The 20,671-nt window shown below is 51.9% G+C and carries 19 protein-coding genes; 4 read left to right on the top strand and 15 right to left on the bottom strand.

Annotation, left to right across the window (positions count from 1 at the left end):
• Positions 1–107 precede the first annotated feature (107 nt).
• On the top strand, positions 108–878 hold the full coding sequence (locus HV350_RS12145; protein ID WP_065554831.1) for a DeoR/GlpR family DNA-binding transcription regulator: 771 nt from the start codon (positions 108–110) through the stop codon (positions 876–878).
• 108 nt (positions 879–986) lie between these two features.
• Here HV350_RS12145 and mppA read toward each other — a convergent pair whose 3' ends face one another.
• The gene (mppA, locus tag HV350_RS12140; protein ID WP_016153209.1) at positions 987–2,600 is read right to left on the bottom strand and encodes a murein tripeptide ABC transporter substrate-binding protein MppA; all 1,614 of its coding nucleotides are present in this window, start codon (positions 2,598–2,600) and stop codon (positions 987–989) included.
• A 184-nt stretch (positions 2,601–2,784) separates the two neighbouring features.
• Between mppA and mpaA the strand changes: the two genes are divergently transcribed.
• Positions 2,785–3,513, top strand: a complete 729-nt coding sequence (mpaA, locus tag HV350_RS12135; RefSeq protein ID WP_016153210.1) for a murein tripeptide amidase MpaA — start codon at positions 2,785–2,787, stop codon at positions 3,511–3,513.
• On the opposite strand, the gene ycjG is transcribed toward mpaA, so the two are convergent.
• On the bottom strand, positions 3,488–4,453 hold the full coding sequence (ycjG, locus tag HV350_RS12130) for an L-Ala-D/L-Glu epimerase (protein WP_153690324.1): 966 nt from the start codon (positions 4,451–4,453) through the stop codon (positions 3,488–3,490). The two genes, mpaA and ycjG, sit on opposite strands and share 26 nt — an antisense overlap.
• Before the next feature lie 115 nt (positions 4,454–4,568).
• Here ycjG and tpx point away from each other — a divergent pair, with 115 nt between their 5' ends.
• Positions 4,569–5,075, top strand: coding sequence for a thiol peroxidase (tpx, locus tag HV350_RS12125; protein WP_016153212.1), 507 nt, complete (start codon positions 4,569–4,571; stop codon positions 5,073–5,075).
• A 53-nt stretch (positions 5,076–5,128) separates the two neighbouring features.
• Here the strand turns inward: tpx and tyrR are convergent, their stop codons facing one another.
• The 4 genes from tyrR to pspE all read right to left on the bottom strand — a co-directional run bounded on the left by tyrR (position 5,129) and on the right by pspE (position 9,736).
• Positions 5,129–6,673: a transcriptional regulator TyrR gene (tyrR, locus tag HV350_RS12120; protein WP_016153213.1), complete on the bottom strand. Its 1,545-nt coding sequence runs from the start codon at positions 6,671–6,673 to the stop codon at positions 5,129–5,131.
• Positions 6,674–6,820: 147 nt separating this feature from the next.
• A complete protein-coding gene (locus tag HV350_RS12115; RefSeq protein ID WP_016153214.1) occupies positions 6,821–7,882 on the bottom strand; it encodes a YcjF family protein in 1,062 nt (353 codons plus the stop codon).
• Complete coding sequence (locus tag HV350_RS12110) at positions 7,879–9,276, bottom strand: YcjX family protein (protein WP_016153215.1); 1,398 nt, start codon at positions 9,274–9,276, stop codon at positions 7,879–7,881. Before HV350_RS12110 ends, HV350_RS12115 begins: the two co-directional genes overlap by 4 nt.
• Positions 9,277–9,418: 142 nt before the next feature.
• A complete protein-coding gene (gene pspE / locus HV350_RS12105) occupies positions 9,419–9,736 on the bottom strand; it encodes a thiosulfate sulfurtransferase PspE (RefSeq protein ID WP_103283784.1) in 318 nt (105 codons plus the stop codon).
• 228 nt (positions 9,737–9,964) lie between these two features.
• On the opposite strand from pspE, the gene HV350_RS12100 reads away from it, so the two are divergent.
• Entirely contained in the window at positions 9,965–10,975 is a 1,011-nt protein-coding gene (locus HV350_RS12100; protein WP_016153217.1) for a LacI family DNA-binding transcriptional regulator, read from the top strand.
• A gap of 29 nt (positions 10,976–11,004) precedes the next feature.
• Here HV350_RS12100 and HV350_RS12095 read toward each other — a convergent pair whose 3' ends face one another.
• The 9 genes from HV350_RS12095 to HV350_RS12055 form a co-directional block, all read right to left on the bottom strand.
• Positions 11,005–11,910, bottom strand: a complete 906-nt coding sequence (locus HV350_RS12095) for an OmpG family monomeric porin (protein ID WP_016156630.1) — start codon at positions 11,908–11,910, stop codon at positions 11,005–11,007.
• A gap of 68 nt (positions 11,911–11,978) precedes the next feature.
• A complete protein-coding gene (locus HV350_RS12090) occupies positions 11,979–13,061 on the bottom strand; it encodes an ABC transporter ATP-binding protein (protein ID WP_181630553.1) in 1,083 nt (360 codons plus the stop codon).
• A gap of 10 nt (positions 13,062–13,071) precedes the next feature.
• A complete protein-coding gene (gene pgmB / locus HV350_RS12085; RefSeq protein WP_065554828.1) occupies positions 13,072–13,740 on the bottom strand; it encodes a beta-phosphoglucomutase in 669 nt (222 codons plus the stop codon).
• Entirely contained in the window at positions 13,737–16,013 is a 2,277-nt protein-coding gene (locus HV350_RS12080) for a glycoside hydrolase family 65 protein (RefSeq protein ID WP_181630552.1), read from the bottom strand. Before HV350_RS12080 ends, pgmB begins: the two co-directional genes overlap by 4 nt.
• On the bottom strand, positions 16,010–17,065 hold the full coding sequence (locus HV350_RS12075) for a Gfo/Idh/MocA family oxidoreductase (protein ID WP_016156633.1): 1,056 nt from the start codon (positions 17,063–17,065) through the stop codon (positions 16,010–16,012). The genes HV350_RS12080 and HV350_RS12075 overlap by 4 nt, the downstream gene beginning before the upstream one ends.
• Before the next feature lie 10 nt (positions 17,066–17,075).
• Complete coding sequence (locus tag HV350_RS12070) at positions 17,076–17,864, bottom strand: TIM barrel protein (RefSeq protein WP_016156634.1); 789 nt, start codon at positions 17,862–17,864, stop codon at positions 17,076–17,078.
• A gap of 16 nt (positions 17,865–17,880) precedes the next feature.
• Positions 17,881–18,933: a zinc-binding alcohol dehydrogenase gene (locus HV350_RS12065; protein WP_016153224.1), complete on the bottom strand. Its 1,053-nt coding sequence runs from the start codon at positions 18,931–18,933 to the stop codon at positions 17,881–17,883.
• A gap of 27 nt (positions 18,934–18,960) precedes the next feature.
• Positions 18,961–19,803 carry a carbohydrate ABC transporter permease gene (locus tag HV350_RS12060; protein WP_003020474.1) on the bottom strand — a complete coding sequence of 281 codons (843 nt, stop codon included), beginning with the start codon at positions 19,801–19,803 and terminating at the stop codon, positions 18,961–18,963.
• A complete protein-coding gene (locus HV350_RS12055) occupies positions 19,790–20,671 on the bottom strand; it encodes a sugar ABC transporter permease (RefSeq protein ID WP_003840754.1) in 882 nt (293 codons plus the stop codon). Before HV350_RS12055 ends, HV350_RS12060 begins: the two co-directional genes overlap by 14 nt.

Below are 20,671 nucleotides of genomic sequence, written 5' to 3'. Positions count from 1 at the left end.
TTCTTGTTGTATCCAAACAATAGGTTCCCTAAAGGGATGTTGACATCGTGAACCATAATGCACAATTATGCTTGTTATTGCTCGATGTTTATTTCACTGGAGTATTGATGCTCGATTACGCAGCATTCCCTGAACAGCGCCAGGCGCTTATCTATCAGATCCTGCAGGAAAACGGCAGAGTCATCTGTTCCGAACTCGCCAGCAGGTTAGGCGTTTCGGAACATACAATCCGCCGCGACCTGCATGAACTGAGTAAAGACGGCGTGTGTAAAAAAGTCTATGGCGGCGCGGTCATTGCACTCCCTGAATCCGAAGACATCACCGTGCGCAAGAGTATTAATGTGGCGAAAAAGAGCAATATCGCGCAGAGATGCGCCCGGATGGTCAAATCCGGAAGCTGCATTTTTATCGACACGGGCAGTACTAATCTGGCGATGGCTGAAGCCCTACCCGCCGAGCTGGCGTTAACTGTGGTAACAAATTCCCCGGAGATTGCCGCCGTTTTACTAAAAAAACCACTGTTTGATGTCATTATGCTGGGCGGCGCGGTGCAACGATCTTCTGGAGGGTGCGTGGGTGCCACCGCTATCTCGCAGGTGCAGGGCATTTTATTCGATCAGGGATTTATTGGCGGCTGCGCGATGTCGCCAGAATCCGGCTTAACCGGATTTGATTACGCGGATTGTGAGTTCAAAAAAGCGGTGATCAAACAGTGTAATGAAACTATTGTCGCGCTGACGGCTGAAAAAATCCCGGCTGTCGCCCGTTATGTCGTTACCGAAAGCAGCAATATCGATGTAATTGTCGTCGAGGAAAATATCAGCAAAGAGTATGCCACGGCGTTTCAGGCGCACGACATTCGTATTTATACAGTGTAACCCATTCTATTGGGTGATACCTTTTCCATTGCTTTCATGACTCACCTTCCCCACAGCCTTGCCTGTTCGGGAAATCGCCAATGCAACGTCCCGAACAGGCCAGCTATATCAGTGCTTCACAATATACATTGTGCGGCTATAAGCCACATCTTCAGGGTTAGTAATCGGATACCCTTTCAGCCACGGTTTAATTAAACGCCCGTTGGTGTACTGATAAATCGGCGCAATGGGAGCCTGTTCCATCAGAATGTTCTCCGCGGCGTTATAATCAGCATTGCGCGCTTTCTGCGTATTCTCCAGGGTTGCCTGGGTCAACACTTTATCGTACGCCGGATTATTAAAGCGGGAGATATTGCCCGTATGGGTTGATGTTAATAGCGACAGGAACGTAGATGGTTCATTGTAATCGCCCACCCACGAGGCGCGGATCACATCAAAATTGCCGGTATTGCGGCTATCGATATAAGTTTTCCACTCCTGGTTTTGCAGTTTCACGTCAACGCCGAGATTTTTCTTCCACATAGACGCGACAGCAATAGCAATCTTCTGATGATTTTCAGAGGTGTTATACAGCAGCGTCAGTTTAAGTGGTTTCTGTGGACCATAGCCCGCCGCACGCAGCAGCGTTTTCGCCTGCGCGTTCAGCTCTTCCTGACTCATTTGCTCAAACGGTGAAGGTTCCGGCACAAACCCTGCCGTTACATCCGGCGTAAAATGCCATGCGGGCTTTTCGCCGGTACCCAGAACCTTCTCTGCCATCAGGCGACGATCGATAGTCATGCTGAGCGCCAGGCGCACGCGTGAGTCGGCAGTCGGTCCCTTCTGGGTATTAAAGGCATAGTAGTAAGTGCCAAGCTGCGGCGGGGTATAAACCTGGCCCGGGATGTCCTTCAACAGTTTCTGATACATGTTTTTCGGGAACGACTCGGTAATATCGATATCACCAGCAAGATAGCGCTTGGTCGCTGCCGATTCCTGGTTAATAGGCAGGAAGGTGACTTTTTGCAGCACCGTTTTGGCGTTGTCCCAATAATGCGTGTTCGGCACAACGTCCAGTTTTTCGTTCACCACACGATCTTTGAGCACATAGGCGCCGTTACCAATTAGATTACCCGGTTTGGTCCAATCTTTACCGCTCTCAACGTTAGCTTTTTGTACCGGATAGAAAGCAAAACTCGCCGTCAGATTGGCAAACCAGGGCAGCGGTTTATCCAGTTGGACCTTCAATGTACGCGCATCGATCGCGCTAACGCCGAGCTTATCTGGCGAGGCTTTTCCATCGATGATCGCCTGTGCGTTGTTAATACCCGCCAGCGCAGCAAACCAAGCAAACGGCGACAGCGTTTTCGGGTCAACCAGACGCTGCCAGCTATAGACAAAATCCTGTGCCGTTACCGGCGTACCATCTGCCCATTGCGCATTATCGCGCAGCGTAAACGTCCAGATACGGTTATCGTTGCTTTTCCACTGAGTGGCAACACCGGGCACAATCTCGCCCTTCTCATTCTGGTTGACCAGCCCTTCAAATAAATCACGAATAACCTGAATTTCAGGAAGCCCGACGGCCTTTGCCGGATCCAATGACGCCGGTTCGTCTTTGATATGACGCACCAGTTCTTGCTTTTCTGCCAGTACCGTTCCGCTGGGAACATCAGCAGCCCAGGATAATGAAATGCTGCTTACCAATAGCGCACAACAGGTTACTGAAACAGAATGCTGCATAAAATACCCTCAATTCCGGCTACTAAGTGAATGTGTAATTATTTGTATCGCCAGCAGGAAATGCAATTAACTTTCGACAAGGAAATAATATTACATCTGAAAAGATAAGTGTGTGAAAACGATTTGATTATCCATACATTTTGCACAACACTGCGAGTAACAATCCACGCATTCAGAGATGACTATGACCGTTACCCGACCCCGTGCCGAGCGCGGCGCATTCCCACCTGGAACCGAACATTACGGACGTTCATTATTAGGCGCGCCGCTAATCTGGTTTCCCGCAATGGCGGCCGATCGTGAAAGCGGTCTGATACTGGCAGGAACGCACGGCGACGAAAACGCATCGGTTGTCACCCTTTCCTGCGCATTGCGTACGCTTAATCCTTCCTTACGTCGTCACCATGTGGTGCTGGCGGTTAACCCTGACGGTTGCCAGCTCGGGCTGCGCGCAAATGCGAACGGAGTGGATCTAAACCGTAACTTTCCCGCTGCCAACTGGAAAGCGGGTGAAACGGTGTATCGCTGGAACAGCAGCGCAGAAGAACGCGATGTGGTGTTGTTGACCGGCGAAAATCCGGGCTCAGAACCAGAAACCCAGGCGCTGTGCCAGCTTATTCACCGAATTCATCCTGCGTGGGTGGTCTCTTTTCACGATCCGCTGGCCTGTATTGAAGATCCCAGACGCAGCGAATTAGGCGCGTGGCTGGCGCAGTCGTTTGAATTACCCCTCGTCACCAGCGTAGGTTATGAAACGCCCGGCTCATTTGGAAGCTGGTGCGCAGACCTGAACTTACACTGTATAACCGCCGAATTTCCGCCCATCTCTTCAGATGAAGCGAGCGAGAAATACCTGCTGGCCATGTCCAATCTCCTGCGCTGGCACCCTAGAGATGAAGTTGTCCGGTCGTAAAATGCAGGGCCGGCTCCGCGTCGCTGGCAAGCCAGGTCGGGCCATCAAGATCGGCAAATTTAACCTGCGGCGTAAGGGGTAACGCCGCGCCAATCGCCCGGGAAGTACACAACATGCAGCCCAGCATTAGCGTAAATCCCTGCTCGCGGGCTTCGGTTGCCAGCGCCAGCGCCTCCGTCAGGCCGCCTGTTTTATCCAGTTTGATATTGACCATTTCATAGCGCCCGTGCAGCGCTTTCAGGCTGCTGCGGGTGTGGCAGCTTTCATCTGCGCAGATCGGCAGCGGATGCACAAAATTTTCCAATGCGGCATCGTCCTGCGCTGGCAGCGGCTGCTCCAGCATCGCCACCCCTAAATCAGCCAGCAGCTGGCAGCGCGCCGCCAGACCTTCTGCCCGCCAGGATTCATTGGCGTCGACAATAATCGTTGCATCAGGGACTGCGGCACGAATAGCAACCATCCGCTCGCTAATCAAGCGCGCATCCAGTTTAACTTTTAGCAGTTTCGCGCCATTTTCCCACAGTGCAGCCGCACTCACCGCCATTTGTTCCGGCGTGCCAATCACCACGGTTTGCGCCGTCGTCACCACTTCCGCCAGCTCACTTCCCACCAACTCTGCCAGTGACAATTGCTGTTGACGCGCACTCAGATCCCACAACGCGCAGTCCACAGCATTACGCGCGGCTCCCGCTGGCAGCAGCTTTTGCAGCTCTTCACGCGTCAGTCCATTTTCCAGTTGTGGGGCAATGCTCATAATTTGCGCCAGCACTGAGGCATCGCTTTCACCATAGCGCGGATACGGTGTGCACTCGCCGATACCCGTGACGCCGTTTTCTGCCACTTCAACCACTACCACATGCGCTTCGGTTCTGCTCCCACGGGCAATAACAAAGGGAGTGTGCAGCGGCCAGGCTTCCTCATACACCTTAACTGTTCTCATTTGCTTTCCTTAATGCAGTCCCTGAAGCGGATATCCGCAAATAGCGTTTGCCGTGTTAACTGCTGATGGCATAAACTAGCCTCGACGTTAACTATATGTAAACAGGAAGATAACCATGTCACAAACCGTTCATTTCCAGGGCAACCCGGTTACAGTTGCCGGCTCAATTCCTCAGGCTGGAAGCAAAGCTCAGGCTTTTACCCTTGTGGCTAAAGACCTGTCTGACGTTACGCTGGGCCAGTTCGCAGGCAAGCGCAAAGTGCTGAATATTTTCCCAAGCATCGATACCGGCGTTTGTGCGGCATCGGTACGTAAGTTTAACCAACTGGCGACAGAAATCGACAATACCGTCGTACTGTGCATTTCGGCCGACCTGCCATTCGCCCATTCACGTTTTTGCGGCGCGGAAGGTCTGAGCAACGTTATCACGCTGTCCACCCTGCGCAACGCAGAATTTCTGAAAAACTACGGCGTAGAAATCGCTGAAGGCCCACTGAAAGGTCTGGCCGCACGTGCCGTGGTCGTTATTGATGAAAATGACAACGTCGTTTTCAGCCAACTGGTCAATGAAATCACCAACGAGCCAGACTACACTGCTGCGCTGGACGTACTGAAAGCTTAAACCACGTCTGCATACAAAAATGCCTCCGCAGGGAGGCATTTTCATTTACCGCGTTACTCTTCGCTTTTTTTCTGCTGGCTCAGGCCATATTCACGCAATTTGTTGGCAATCGCGGTGTGCGAAACGCCAAGGCGTTTGGCCAGTTTGCGCGTGCTGGGATAATTCATATAAAGCTGCGTCAGCACAGAGCGTTCAAAGCGGCTGGTAATTTCATCCAGCGATCCTTCCATCACCTCTTCTCCGACTGCAACCGTTGCCGCATCGTAATCCGGCAGTAAAATATCCTGCGGCCGCAGCTCATAGCCTTCAAGCTGGGTCAGCGCCCGGTAGATGGCATTTTTAAGCTGACGCACGTTGCCCGGCCAACCGTAGCGGGTTAACACCGTGCTGAGATCGGCAGACAGCTTCGGACGCGGCACGCCCTGCTCGTCGGCGAAGCGCGCCACAAACAGTTCGGTAAGCGGCATAATATCCTGCGGGCAATCGCGTAGCGGCGGCAGATTTAGCGTCAGTACATTCAGACGATAATAGAGATCTTCACGGAAAAGCCCTTTCTGCACCATTTCCACAAGGTTCTTTTGCGTCGCGCAAATCACGCGGACATCAACATGAACTTCGTGATCTTCTCCCACGCGGCGGAACGTGCCGTCATTGAGAAAACGCAGCAATTTGGTCTGCATACGCGGCGACATTTCACCAATTTCATCTAACAGAACCGAGCCGCCATTCGCCTGCTCAAAGAAGCCTTTTTTGCCTTCCGGGGCATGGCCAAACAGCTCACTTTCGACCGCATCCTCAGGAATTGACGCGCAGTTCAGCGCCAGATACGGCTTCGACGCACGCGGGCTTGCCAGGTGGCAGGCATGGGCAAAGAGATCTTTGCCGGTGCCGGTATTACCGGTAATCAGCAGCGGCGCACTCAGTGTCGCCAGCTTACGCGCCTGTTCCACTACGTGTTTCATTTTGGCGCTGACGGCAATAATCTGGCTAAACGCGCTCAAATCCTGCGTAGTCATATTTTGCAGCTGACGCCCCATCCGGATGGTGGAGCGCAGCATGACAACAGCACCGGTCAGCATCTGCTCCTGATTTTCACCCTGCAAATGGACAGGCGTAATCTCCATCAGGAAGTTCTGTCCGTTAATTACGACATGCTCGCTATGAGAATCCTGCGGATTGCTTTCGAGCCAGCGCTGGAAGTTAAACCCATTGATTAACTGGGCGGCGGTATGATTGCGCATCCGATCCTGAGTGTGCGCGAAAAGCTGACAGCTCGCAGGGTTCGCCATCTCGATTTTGCTTTTCATATCCAGAGAAAGGACCGGTTCTGGTAACGCCTCAAGCAGCGCACTCAACGCAAGATGTTCTCGTTCGGAAGGCATCCAGGGCACGGTACGCACATCCGTAACCCCTGAAATACGGCGGATTTCAGCCATCAGACTACTGAAGTTGGTGAACTCCAGTTCCGCAAAATTGAGGTAAATCCGCCCGATGGGGTCAATCTCGATACCGCGTAAATCAATGCTTCTCAGCACCAGTAAATCGAGCAATTCGCGGGTCAGACCAAGTCGGTCTTCACAAAAGACTTCCAAACGCATAGGAACCTTCACCTGGACAAGGGATTATGTATTAAATGATAAGACAGTATTGGGTTTGCAGGAAGAACTCTGTCAACAAATATTGACAGCTCGCTGGAAAATCAGGCGCCGGGACGTAAAGTTAAACGACTGGCGCCCAATTTTTAGCTAACTTTCGCGCGGAGATTTGTTCTTTTGTAAGGTTTCTTTCACCTGACCAATTAGTTGACGGCGAAAATCGCCCAGTCGTGGCTTATCGTCATCGATCCACGGTAGCGGTCGGCAAAGTTCCATGGCTTTAATACCCAGACGCGCCGTTAATAACCCCGCGCCAATACCCTGCGCGGCACGCGTCGATAAGCGGGCGGCTAAATCCTGCGACATCCAGTCCATTCCCACTTCCCGCACCAGCTCACTGGCCCCGGCAAAAGCGATATTTAGCAGCACCAGGCGGAACAAACGCAGGCGGCTGTAATAACCGAGTTCAATGCCATACAGCGATGCAATGCGATTAATCAGCCGCAGGTTTCGCCAGGCAATAAACGCCATATCCACCAATGCCAGCGGACTGACGGCAATCATCAGCGTGGACTCCGCCGCTGAACGGCTAATCTCACGTCGGGCCTGCGCGTCCAGCACCGGCTGCACAAGATGGGCATACAGGCTGACGACTTCTCGATCGTTCTGCGTTTCATGAATTGAGGCATACCAGCGCTGTAGCGCCGGATGGGACTGATCGATACCCGCCTGCTGCGCCAGCTTTTCACAAAATGCACGACCTTTTCCGGTTCCATGGCTGTGGAGCAGATCACGCGCTTCATCGCGCTCGTGTGCACGCTGGCGCAAACGCCATAGCCGACGCCACTCGGTCGCAACCGATCCGACACCTGCGCCGATAATCAATGCGCCAGCGGCACATCCTCCCAGCGCGACCCAGTCCTGAGTTTGCCAGGCATTCATGGTCCATTGTACGCCCTGAGCGACAACGCTCGCGCCAAACAGCGCCAACCCGCCCATCACCATTTTGCGCCACAAACTGCGTTTGGGGCGTAGGGCCGCATCAATGACGGCCTCAGCCTGACCTTCGTCTTGCAGAGGTTCATCCACTGTCGCCGGAGAAAAAGTCTGCGCCTCTGTTTCATTGAACATCTGCTGCGCTTTAAACGCCGCGTTTTGTTCCACGTCCAGCGGACCTGAGAAATCGATACGCGGTTTTAACGGCTCGCTCATCGCAATTTATCTCCTATTAAAAACTCCATCGCGGCATCAAGACGAATATGCGGTAAGGGTTTATCAACATCCATAACCTGCGGGCGAAACGCCTCAAACTGAAAGCCCTGGCTGTCCCAGAATGCTTGTCCAGGTAAACGCGCGGGCACTTCCCCCGGATAAACGGTTAGCGGTTCACCATCGCTCAGACGATGACCACGCAGCGCCGGGATCTTTTCGCCTTTCACATCGATCAGGCCGCTGGTGGTTGCCTGTACTGATGCCAGTCCCAGACAATCCATGCTGATACCTTCGAACGCAGCGTTTTGCCAGGCGTCCTGGATCAACTGCTGCAATAACGACACCATATTGGCGTGCTGATCGACCGTCACATGGTCGGCTTTGGTGGCGGCAAACAGCAGTTTGTCGATCACCGGGGAAAACAGCCGACGAAACAGCGTGCGCTGTCCATAATGGAAACTTTGCATCAGTTGGGTGAGCGCCAGACGCATGTCATTAAACGCCTGTGGCCCGCTGTTGAGCGGTTGCAGACAATCGACCAGCACAATCTGACGGTCAAAGCGCAGGAAGTGATTCTTATAAAATCCCTTCACGACTTTTTCACAGTAATAATTAAACCTGTCGCGCAGCATGCCTGCATTGGTGTGTTTGTCTGCCTGCGCCAGCTTCGATTCCCCCCAGGCATCAACGTCCGGCCACGGGAAGAACTGCAGCGCAGGAGCGCCCGCCATATCTCCGGGCAGAACAAAACGGCCCGGCTGAATAAAATGCAGTCCCTGCTGCTTGCACTGGTGCAGATACTCCGTCCAGGCGGCAGCGATTTCCGCAAGACGGTTTTCATCAGCAGGCGCCAGCGGATCCAACCCCTGGCATAACTGCCGCCATCTTGCCGACCATTCGCCCCGCTGTCCCTGTAATAATCCGGTCATTTGCCGCGACCAGCTGAGATAATCCTGGGCCAGCATCGGTAAATCGAGCAGCCACTCCCCCGGATAATCGACGATTTCCAGGTACAGCGTGGAGGTGTCTTTAAAGTGGCGCAGCAATGAATCATTGGATTTGTAGCGCAGCGCGAGGCGTATTTCACTCACGCCGCGCGTAGGTGTCGGCCAGGTCGGCGGTGAGCCATACAGCTGCGCCAGTCCCTCATCATAGGTAAAGCGCGGAATACCAAAATCGCGTTGTGGAACCCGTTTAACGCCGAGCAGACGCTCTTCGCGCACGCAACTGAGCAACGGCAGACGCGCACCGGCATGAATATTGAGTAACTGGTTTACCATCGCGGTAATAAACGCTGTCTTACCGCTACGGCTAAGTCCGGTGACAGCCAGGCGCAAATGCCGGTCTACGCCGCGATTAACCAGCGAATTGAGTTCATTTTTAAGTCGCTTCATCGCCATCCCGTTTTGCTGAAGGAACCGAAGAAATTATAACAAACAGGAAGTAAAGATAGGGGTCAATTCTTACTTATCAACTACCTGAGCTGTAACAGGCGGCATTATTCTTACCGCCTGGAGCAGAAGGAATGCGAGCGGTTTATTGATTCTCTACTTTAGGAAGCGCTATCTGATTGATGCCACCTTCGTTGGTCACCTGCGTGTAGCCCATTTCCGTCAACATATCCTTCGCCTGCCCCGATTGACGCCCGGAGTTGCAGTAAAGCTTCACGGTGTCGGTCTTATCAGGAACTTCAGCAGCGATACGCGCCTTCATCTCTTTTAATGGAATGTTGACCGCCCCCTGAATATGCTGCTGTTGATACTGTTCAGGAACGCGAACATCAATCCAGTGCTCGGCTGCAAAAACCGGCATGCCGATGACCAGTACCAACGCTAATACGCCTTTTTTCAACATAATATCTTCCTGACTGAGAGTTGGATTTAACCAACACACTATACGCCAGTTCTTAAGAAAATATTGCGACCGCATTATCACCCTCTGCACCCGTGGACGAGACTTCGTCTGGTTGCGCATACTGCGGTTAGTTTTTAGATTTTTCTGCCCGCATTCCGATATTGTTGTCATTCGCCAATTAACTCCATAATATGTTCGCCATTGACTCTCGGACGGAGCTTGGGATCTATGTCTCCTACCATTTATGATATTGCACGAGCCGCTGGCGTATCAAAATCCACGGTGTCGCGCGTGCTTAATAAGCAAACCAATATCTCGCCGGAAGCGCTTGAAAAAGTGCTGCGTGCTATTGATGAGTTACAGTACCAGCCCAATAAACTTGCCCGCGCACTCACCTCTTCCGGGTTTGATGCAATAATGGTGATATCTACCCGTTCAGCAAAAACAACCGCCGGTAATCCGTTTTTCTCTGAAGTGCTGCATGCTATTACTGCCAAGGCTGAAGAGGTCGGTTTTGATGTCATATTACAGACGTCGCGAAGCACTGAAGATGATTTACAAAAATGTGAGAGCAAAATTAAGCAGAAATTGATCAAAGGTATCATTATGCTGAGTTCTCCCGCCGATGAATCTTTTTTTGCAAGGCTGGATAAATACAACGTACCGGTTGTGGTTATTGGAAAGGTTGAAGGCGATTACGCCAATGTCTATTCTGTAGACACAGATAATTATCGTGACAGCATTACGCTAACTGATGCGCTGATTGAGAGTGGACACCGTAATATAGCCTGTTTGCACGCGCCGCTTGATGTTCATGTTTCTATCGATCGCGTTAACGGATATAAAGCCAGCCTTCAGGCGCATAATATTAAAATGCGCGATGAATGGATTGTTGACGGGGGCTATACCCATGAAACAGCCCTGCTTGCTTCACGAAAATTACTGAGTCAGCAGCCGTTACCCGACGCCGTATTTGCCACCGACAGCTTGAAATTAATGAGCTTATATCGCGTGGCGGCTGAGAAAAATATAACCATCCCACAACAACTTGCCGTTGTGGGCTACAGTAATGAGCTGTTGTCTTTTATGCTCACGCCCGTTCCTGGGGGAATTGATGTGCCTACCCAGCAGTTGGGTGAACAAAGCTGTAATTTATTATTTAACCTGATTGCGGGCGAGAAAGGATTACAAAATATCACGGTGAGCACACAAATATCGCTGGCCGACTCACTGGTGTAAAAACTGGGGCATAAATGCCCCAGTATATTTTAGAATGCGTAGTTCACGCCTATACCAGCATAATGGAATCTGTCGCTTTCGCCTTCGTCGTGATCTTCCCACTCATAGGCATACTCCAGTGACATTGATAAACCATTCTGGAAATCATATGCATACAGTAAACCGAGACGATTGAAATTATGGCCTTCACGTTCCGGATCATCTCGCCAGTCCCAGTTTGACCAGCGATCAAGCCCCAGACGGGTATACGGCGTCAGGGTGGTATTGCCTAAAGACAACGGTAAATATGCACGAATTTCCTGGGTTGAGAACTCACCATTATTGCGCGAATCAGCCAGATTAAAGCCGCGCTCAAGGTAATAGTTGACCGTTAAGCCCACCGTTTCGTTAAACCTGTAATTCAGACCGGTCTCGCTTTCGACACGACTATCGGAGTAGCCAGTAGTATTCAAATCATTAACGAATTGATACATCGACAGCCAACCGCTAAAGCGCAGGTCGTCGGTCAGTTTAACATCCCAGTCCGGCTGAACTTTCCAGCGCTGCATATTAGCGGTGTCGTTTCCTGGTTCATTGACATAGTGATAACCGTAATTACGGAAGCCACCGGTCAAACCGAAATTAACATCCTCACTTTCCAGAAATTGATAGCGAATTTCCAGTTCCGGACGATCAAACCAGGTACCACGCTTACCTTCGCTGTAATCAACCGGTCCTTCCTGATAATAGGCCAGCGATATTTTCCATGGCCCATTAGATGCGTTGAAATAGACGGACGGCTCAGCCAGTCCATCCATATCTTCGCCCTGACCTTCAACGTTTTCTATTTCGTACATAGCACCAATATTAAAGTGCCAGTCATTATTTTCAGCAGCCTGCGCGCAGGCCATTCCTGCGCTCATAATCAGCGCAGTAGCGGACAGTAGGGTTTTCATTATTATTCCTTGTTAAAATACTCGCAAAAATGCCCCAAGGCTTGGGGGGGATTTATCCCCCCGGAATTTTATTGAATAGCCACTTCAGTTTCAGCATCAAAGAAATGGCATTTCGCCATATCAAAATGAATAGTGATATTTTCTCCTGCATGATAATCATTCACTGCCCCAGCACGGACCACCAACTCATGCCCCCCAACAATGGTATAAAGCATAAATTCAGCGCCGGTTAATTCTGCAACGCTAATTTTTGCCGATATACTATTTTCATTATTAAGCTGCGGGTGTATATCTTCAGGACGAATTCCCAGAGTGACCGCCTGATGTTCATAACCCTGCGCTTTTAATTGTGCCAATTTATTTTGTGGAATCGTTAATTTCAGTGTTTCAGTAACAAACTTATCACCATCAATCGCGCCACGAATAAATTTCATGGCCGGTGAGCCAATAAATCCGGCGACAAACATATTAGCCGGGTGGTTATAAACCGTTTTCGGCGCACCAACCTGCTGAACGATGCCATCTTTCATAATCACAATACGCGTCGCCATAGTCATGGCTTCGGTTTGATCGTGGGTAACATAGATCATGGTGGTATTGAGTTTCTGATGCAGTTTGCTAATTTCAGCCCGCATCTGAACGCGAAGTTTGGCATCGAGATTCGATAAGGGTTCATCCATCAGGAAGACCCCCGCTTCACGTACAATCGCACGCCCCAGCGCCACACGCTGACGCTGACCACCGGATAACGCGCCGGGTTTACGCTGCAGATAATCGCGCAGACCAAGGATCTGCGCCGCCCAGTTGACGCGCTCCTCAATCACAGCAGGCGCAATTTTCTGCATTTTCAGGCCAAACGCCATGTTGTCATAGACGGTCATGTGTGGGTACAACGCGTAGTTCTGAAAAACCATCGCAATGTTGCGTGATTTCGCCGGCACATCGTTCATCCGTTTACCGTCAATCAGCAAATCGCCGCCGCTGATCTCCTCCAGACCGGCGATCATGCGTAACGTAGTTGACTTCCCGCAGCCGGAAGGTCCAACAAAAACAATAAACTCTTTATCTTCAATTTCCAGATTGAAGTCTTTAACGACGTGTACCTGGTTGTCGTAAATTTTTTGAATGTGTTGCAACGAAAGCTGTGCCATGTTGAATCCTTTACTTGTCGTGTTGCCAGAAAGCCGATAAGCACGGCCACGTCAGAAATTCGGTTGCCGGAAGCAGCAAGTCTGCCCCATTCAGCCCTTTACCGATGCCGACAGAAAGCATGCCGCAGGCGTTGATTGCATCAATTCCCGCTTGTGCATCTTCTATGCCAATACATTGTTGCGGGTCAACGCCAAGACCCGCGCAGGCTGCCAGGAAAATTTCCGGATCCGGTTTCGAGCGGGTGAGCAATGCCGCATCCGCACAAAAATCAAAGCAAGAGCTAAGATTAAGCGCTTGTAAAATAGCCGGGGCATTGCGCGACACAGAGGCCAAACCCACCGGAATCCGTTCTTCCCGCAACGTCATCAACAGCTCACGTATTCCCGGTAATACCGAGTTAACCGTCAGCTGGCGCAAAGAATGGACATACAGTCTGTTTTTTCTCTCGGCCAATTGTGCGCAGGCCTCGGGAGAAAACGCCCCCGCCTTCCCACCATGGTGCAAAATACGCTGTAGTGATTCGCCGCGACTAATCCCTTTCAGGCTGTCATTAAATACTTCGTCGATCACAATCCCTATTTCATCGGCTACCTGCCGCCAGGCCAGAAAATGCAGATGCGCGGTATCGGTAATCACGCCATCCAAATCAAAAATGATGGCCTGTGGTTTGAGTATCATTCATCGCCCCTTTCTGTGGTAGCGGTCCCATAAGTGGGCGAAATAATGGCGTCATTGCGGATTACGGTTTCCCCCTGCACGGAGACCTTTTCACCATTGACCCAAAGGACAATCTGCTCAGTGCTGTTAATACGGATTTCAGCCGCATTAATGATTACCTGCATATCGATGCCCTGCCAGCGCAGCGGGAAAGACAGCGTTTGCCAATGAGTCGGTAAGGCAGGAGCAAGGTGTAACTCCCCGTGGCGAATATTCACGCCGGCAAAACCCTGGATTGCACCCAGCCAGATGGCGCCCGTTGCCGCAGCATGAATGCCGTCATCGCAGCTATGTGGGTCCTCCCCGAGATCGATAAGCGATCCTTCACGCCAGAACCGATAGCCCTGTGCCGGATCACCGCAACGCGCTGCCACAATCCCGTGGATCGCTTTACTCAACGAGGAGTCATGAATTGTGCGCGGCTCGTAAAAGCGCAGGTTTGCCAGACAGGTTTGCGGGCAAAATTGCTCCGGTAGCATGTAGGTCAGCATCACCACATCGGCCTGTTTGAGAATTTGCATCTCATTGACTTCTGCACGGGAGTAATCGAGCAAAATCGTCTGCTTGCCCGCTTTGGCTTTGTACTGTGACAGATCGATAGCCGGTTTGCTCAGGAAGGTATCGTCCTGAGGTAGCACGCCATCGGGCTGAACTTCCGGTCGCCAGAGATGCTGTAAAAAATACTCTGCGCGGTGAATAAACGTCTCATCACCGCAGCCCAACCGACGGGCAAAACCCAGCGCCTGTTCCACGTTGTACCAGGCCATGTAGTTGGTGAACGCGTTGTTGTTCACATGCTCAGTGTATTCATCCGGGCCAATCACATCGTGGATCTCTAAACGATCATTAACCATGACCGCCCTGCTGATCCAGAACTTCGCCGTTTCCAGCAGCAACGTCATTCCCTCACGGGACATGAAGTTTAGATCCCCTGAGGCATGCCAGTAATTGATTACCGCCCAGGCAATATCCGCCACGAGGTGATGTTCAGCCTGCGCAGAGGCCACTTTCTGACGCAGTCCGGTACGGATGTTGATCGCCGCAAATTCAGGCGTTTCCTCATCACCGCTGCGAGCGCTTTCCCACGGGAAAAGCGCTCCCTGCCAACCGTTACGGCGAGCTTTCTCACGCGCCCCCGACAGATTATGCCAGCGGTAACGCAACAAACTTCTCGCGGTTTTCGGCTCGGTAAAGAGATGAAACGGTAACAGAAAGACCTCGGTATCCCAGAATATGTGGCCTTTATACCCTTCCCCCGTCAGACCTTTGGCCGCAATACTGCTGCGCTCATCGTGGTCAGGAGTCATCACACGCAGATGATAGAGCGCATAGTCCAGCGCTCGCTGATCGCTGGCATCAGTGCTGGTGACCTGAACGCGACGATTTTGCCACCAGGCATGCCAGTTAGCAGCCGACTCAGCAAGCAGAACGTCATAGCCTTGCTGCGCGCATACTTCCAGGTTGCGCAGCGACTGGCGTCCCCAGGTCTCAAGCGACAGGCTGCGTTCGCTCGCCCAGTCTACCCAGCTAATTTTTGTCAGCGTGACGCGCTGTCCGGCTTTCGCCTGCACGCTGTTGTGTTGTAACAGCCGACGTTCTTTCGCGGTGAAGCAGCGCTGCGCTGCACCGTCTACATCGCAATACGTGGTGATAGCGATATCATTGCGGTTGTCCTGGGTGGTGTAAATCCCTTGCATAAGATGCTGGCCAAAGACCCGGACCTGCGTTTCATCCAAATGCTGACGACCATGATTGGTCATCGTGGCGTCAATTCCGGTCGAGATACCAATGCTGGCATCGCCATCCAGTGGCGTGACGACAACTTCCATAGCAAACAGCGGCAGTTTTTGTGCCGAGACAAATCGCCGGCTCTCAATGGCAAAACGCGCCCCGCCAGACGCACGCCAGGTAAGCGCACGGCGTAATTCCCCACTGGCAAAATCCAGTTCACGTTGCCAGCTTTCGATAACGCCGCTGGTGAGCGAGAAAATCTCACCATTGAGTGAAATCTCCACCCCCACCACATCAGGCAGATTAACCAGTTCATTAATCTCGCCTTTCCCTGCCCGGTGATACAGTCCAGCAAGGTACATGCCGCGAGTTTGTAAGGTGTAGGCTTCCTCGTGGCTGGCGCGAATCCCCATATAACCGTTACCGGTCGTCATGAGGGACGCATATTTATTCAGGTTGTGTGGGCAAAAAGCCGGTTCAGTTAGCATTACTGGCCTCGTCATAAGTCTACGTAGGTCCCTGTTTCAGCCGATTGATACAGTGCGGCAACCAGTTGTTGAATAACGACGCCTTGCTCTGCGTCAGCAATAGTGACAGGCTCGCCCTGGACATGATTCACAAAAGCTTCCATGCTGCGATAATGACGATTGTCATCGGCCATTTCGCGTTGAAGCAGTACGTCAAGCGTCCCCTCACGATCGGTATAAACCTGGGCCGGGAATAACGTCGCCCCTGCCAGATCGCCGCAGAAATTAACGTTCATAATCGATTGTTCCGGGATATTCAGCGCGAAAGAGGTTTCCAGTCGCAGGATACCGCCGTTATGAAATTCAATCGTCCCGAACAGAGAATCCTCCACGGTATACGTCTCGGGATCCCATTTCCCAAACTGGCCGCTGTTTTTACGCGTGCCAATGCGTTGATAACTGTGTGCGTTAACGCGCTTTACTGCCGGAAACCCCAGCACATACATGGCGGCATCAAGCATATGGATGCCGAGATCAATCAGCGGCCCGCCGCCCTGCAGTTCTTTGTTGGTAAATACCCCCCAGCCGGGCACGCCGCAGCGGCGCAAAGCGCGGACATTGGTGACATAGATTTCACCCAGCACGCCGGCCATCACCTGCTCACGAAGCAGCTGCGTATCCAGTGCGAAACGATGATGAAAATCATAAGCCAGAACTTTCCCCATTCGACGCGCCGTGTTACACATTTCCAGCGCCTCGGCTGGCGTCATCGCCGGAGGTTTCTCACACATCACATGGCATCCGGCGTTCAGCGCCAACATGGTGTGTTCATAATGAAAACGATTGGGTGAACAGATGCTGACGATATCTGGCTTAGCCTCGCGTAGCATCGTCTGAGGATCGTCCCAAACCTGCGGATTGCCGTATTTCTCTGCCAACGCCTGCGCCTGTGACAGGCGGCTGTCACAGACAGCCACCAGTTCCAGATCGTTGCGGGTGCAGTAGTACGAAGCATGAACTTTATCCGCCACCTGCCCGGCGCCGATAATGGCGATGCGTAGCGGAGAGCTTGTCAGTGCACTTTTCACAGAAATCCTCTTAGCAGGTACGCAGCCAGGCCAGTGACTGACGGTACGCTTCCGGCAGGTTCTCTGCCCGTACACGCCCTTCGTACACGACGTAACCCTGATAATTATCTTCACGCAACTGGTCAAACAGCGCAGTGAAATCCAGCGTACCGCTCCCCGGCTGATAACGGTGGTTATCCGCAATATGGACGTGTCCCAGCAGATCGCGATTGTCATGCAGCGCCTGAGCCATATCGTCTTCTTCGATATTCATATGGTAAAAATCACCAATGATTTGCACATGCTTCAGGTTGTTTTCCACGATATAGCGACGGGCATCCGCCAGGGTGTTGATCATATGATCCTGATAGCGATTGAGCGGTTCCAGATACACCACCGTCCCCGTACGCTCGGCAACTTTATCGAGATAAATCAATGAATCACTTACTGCTTTACGATCGCCCGCCAGGCTGCGCGGAGAGGTCATCGGCGGTAAGCGGAAGGTAAACATGCCCCATGCAGCGGGTACAATAATGCCCTGCCCACCGACTTCGGCCAGCGCTTCGAGAATGCGGGTAATCTGCTGTAAGCCATTCAAACGACGCTCTTCGATAAAATCACCGATCCAACCGTCATATCCTCCACAGGCGGTGGTGACGGGCAGGCCTGTTTCTTTGATTGCTGCTTTCACTTCTGCCAGGTTGTTAACCAGCAGCTTGCCGTCAATTTCAAAACCGTCAAACCCCATCTCTTTGATGTAACGGAATTTCTCGAGAATATTTTCCGGAAAAAAAGCCTGGTTCTGTGTTCCAATTTTCATCTTCTGCATTCCTTAATTAAAACGTCACGCCCATTTTGATGCTCTTTTCCGGATGGCGATCGACATACTGCATATAGCTTTCCGGGCTGCTGGCAAATGTCACTACCGGGTCAATAAGTTCTTCACAGTTCAGGTAACCGTTCATCAACAGTTCCCAACAGGTCTCCTCAATACGCTTGCGGCTCCAGCGCGGATAATCCGGATTTGGCTCACTGCAGGCACGGGAGAAGACAATTTTAGCGTTGTTGAAGTGCGCTTCACGCCCCAGGTTGAAGCCTTCAGCAAAAGGTTTCGCGAAAGCGACATAGGAGATGGTTCCACCATAAGCCAGACCGCGTAACGCCGATTGCAACGCATCCGCATAGCCACTGGTTTCGATAATCACATCCGCGCCCTGCTTGCCGGTCAGCTTCTTAATTTCCATGCCGACATCGGTGCCAATAGGATTCAGACAGAAATCCGCGCCATGACGACGCGCGATATCGCAACGATGGGCAATCGGATCCACACCAATGACCACCGAGGCTCCCGCTTTCTTAGCCAGTTGGACGGCAATCTGGCCAATCGCCCCTAAGCCGACGATGACAACAAAGTCGCCGACACGCACATTGGCGTCGCGCACGCCACTCATGGCGAACTGTGCCGGGTCATAGCACACGGCATTTTTCCACGAACTGCCTTCCGGCATTTTGCGCAGTTTGTAGTTGTTTACCGCATTAAAGAAAACCGTTTCTGCCAGTGGGCCGTAGCCGCAAACTGAATCGCCAACGGCGTATTCGGTCACATCGCTGCCACACTCAATAACATCGCCCACCACCATGTTGCCAAGCTGGAACTTGCCGAATTCAATCCCGCGCGGCGCCCCTTCCGGACGCGGCATGAACATTTGCCATTCACCGTTAAAATCTTCGTCAATAAACGGACTGGCAGCGCGAAAATCGACCACTTCCGTGCCATGTTTTGGCGCACCAAAGCGAACGCGAACTTTCACTTCATTGGCGGATACAGCTCTGTCTTCATATTCCACCAGCGCCGCAACACGCGGTTCTGTGGCAACTAACTTCTTCATTTACAACTCCTTAATTAAACTGGCCGCTTAGCCTTTCACGCCGCCTGCGGTCAAACCACTTTTAATAAAACGTTCGGAAAGCGCATACATAATGACGACCGGCAATGCGGTGACTAACGATGCCGCCATCATGCGTCCCCAGATATAGTCAGGCGTACTGAACAGCGCGTTCAGACCGACCGGTAAGGTAAAATTGCTGGCGCTGGAGAGGAAAATCGAGGCAAACAGATAGTCATTCCACGCCACCATAAAGCAGTACACAAAGACCGAAACCAGGCCAGACATCGCCAACGGCACGGTAATGCGAAAGATGATCTGCAGACGGTTCAATCCATCCATCATCGCGGCTTCTTCTATCTCATCCGGAATGGTGTCGAAGTAGCTTTTCAGCATGAACACCGCGGTCGGCAGCGTCTGGGTGACCATGGTGATAATCAACGCCATTTCGGTGTCATAGATGCCAAGTGCCGTAATGATTTTGAATAGCGGCACCACCAGCAGGATCCCCGAAAACATGTACACCGTGTAAAAGCTGGCATTGATGGTCATTCGCCCTTTAAAACGCAGGCGGGAAAGCGCATACGCCCCGAGCACGCCGAGAAACACCGCCACCACCGAAGAAGTGACCGATACCACCAGGCTATTACGGAAGTAGTCAACAAACGGGAAAATCATCGGGTTGAAGATGTCGATGTAATGTTCCAGCGTCCATTGCTGCGGTAACAACGTCGGATGCAGCGAGATCGCCTCTTTGGCGCTTTTAAATGAGGTCATCAGCATCACAAAAAATGGAAATAGCGTGATGCCCAGGAAGACAATTAATCCACAGTAAAAGCCGATGCGGCCAAGTGTGCGCTTATTTGTTGCCATTGAGGTTCACCCGTTTTCTGGTCAGCAGGATAACAGCGAAAATAATGACGAAGAGGACGACAGAAATAGCGGCCGCTTTGCCTAAGTCGTTAAATGCAAATGCTGTTTTATAGAGATAGACCCCGAGAATATCGACTTTAGTGGTCAGCAGATAAACATCGGCGAACATGTAAAACATCCAGATCGTGCGCAGCGTGACCACGGTTGCCAGCACCGGCATAATCGCTGGCAGCGTGACGATACGAAACCGTTGCCAGGCATTCGCGCCGTCCATTTCTGCCGCCTCATACAACGATTTATCAATCGTCTGTAAAATCGCCAGAAACGAGATAAAGGCATACGGGAAGTAGCGCCAGATGGCGAACAGCACGACCAGCGCGAAGCTGCTGCCGGGATTGTCGAACCACAGCGGTGCCTGATCGTAGAGATGCAACAGATCCACACCGAGGTAGTTCACAATGCCGTAGCCGTTGTTGAACATGTATTTCCAGGCAAACACCAGCGAAATTGATGGCGTCACGTAAGAGAGGATGACCAGTGAGCGCGCCGTTTTCCGCAGACGAAACTCACGGTTAAAAAACATCGCTACGCCCAGCCCCAGTACCGTGCTTCCTGCCACAACCAGCGCGGTATACCAGACCGTCATCCACAGCGAATGCCAGAATCCGGGATCGGATAAGATACGGATATAGTTGCTCAACCCGACAAACGTAGACTCAATTTGCGGATTCAGCGGCAGTCGCATAAAGCTGATTTCGATGTTTGATATCATCGGCCACGCCACTAAACCGCCCAGCAACAGCAAGCTGGGCGCCAGCAGCAGCATGGCGAATGGCATATCAGATCGACCTGAAAAGAACTTATTCAT

The organism is Citrobacter sp. RHBSTW-01013, assembly GCF_013781985.1.
GTDB lineage: Bacteria > Pseudomonadota > Gammaproteobacteria > Enterobacterales > Enterobacteriaceae > Citrobacter > Citrobacter braakii.
This window is presented reverse-complemented; position numbering and strand designations above follow the sequence as displayed.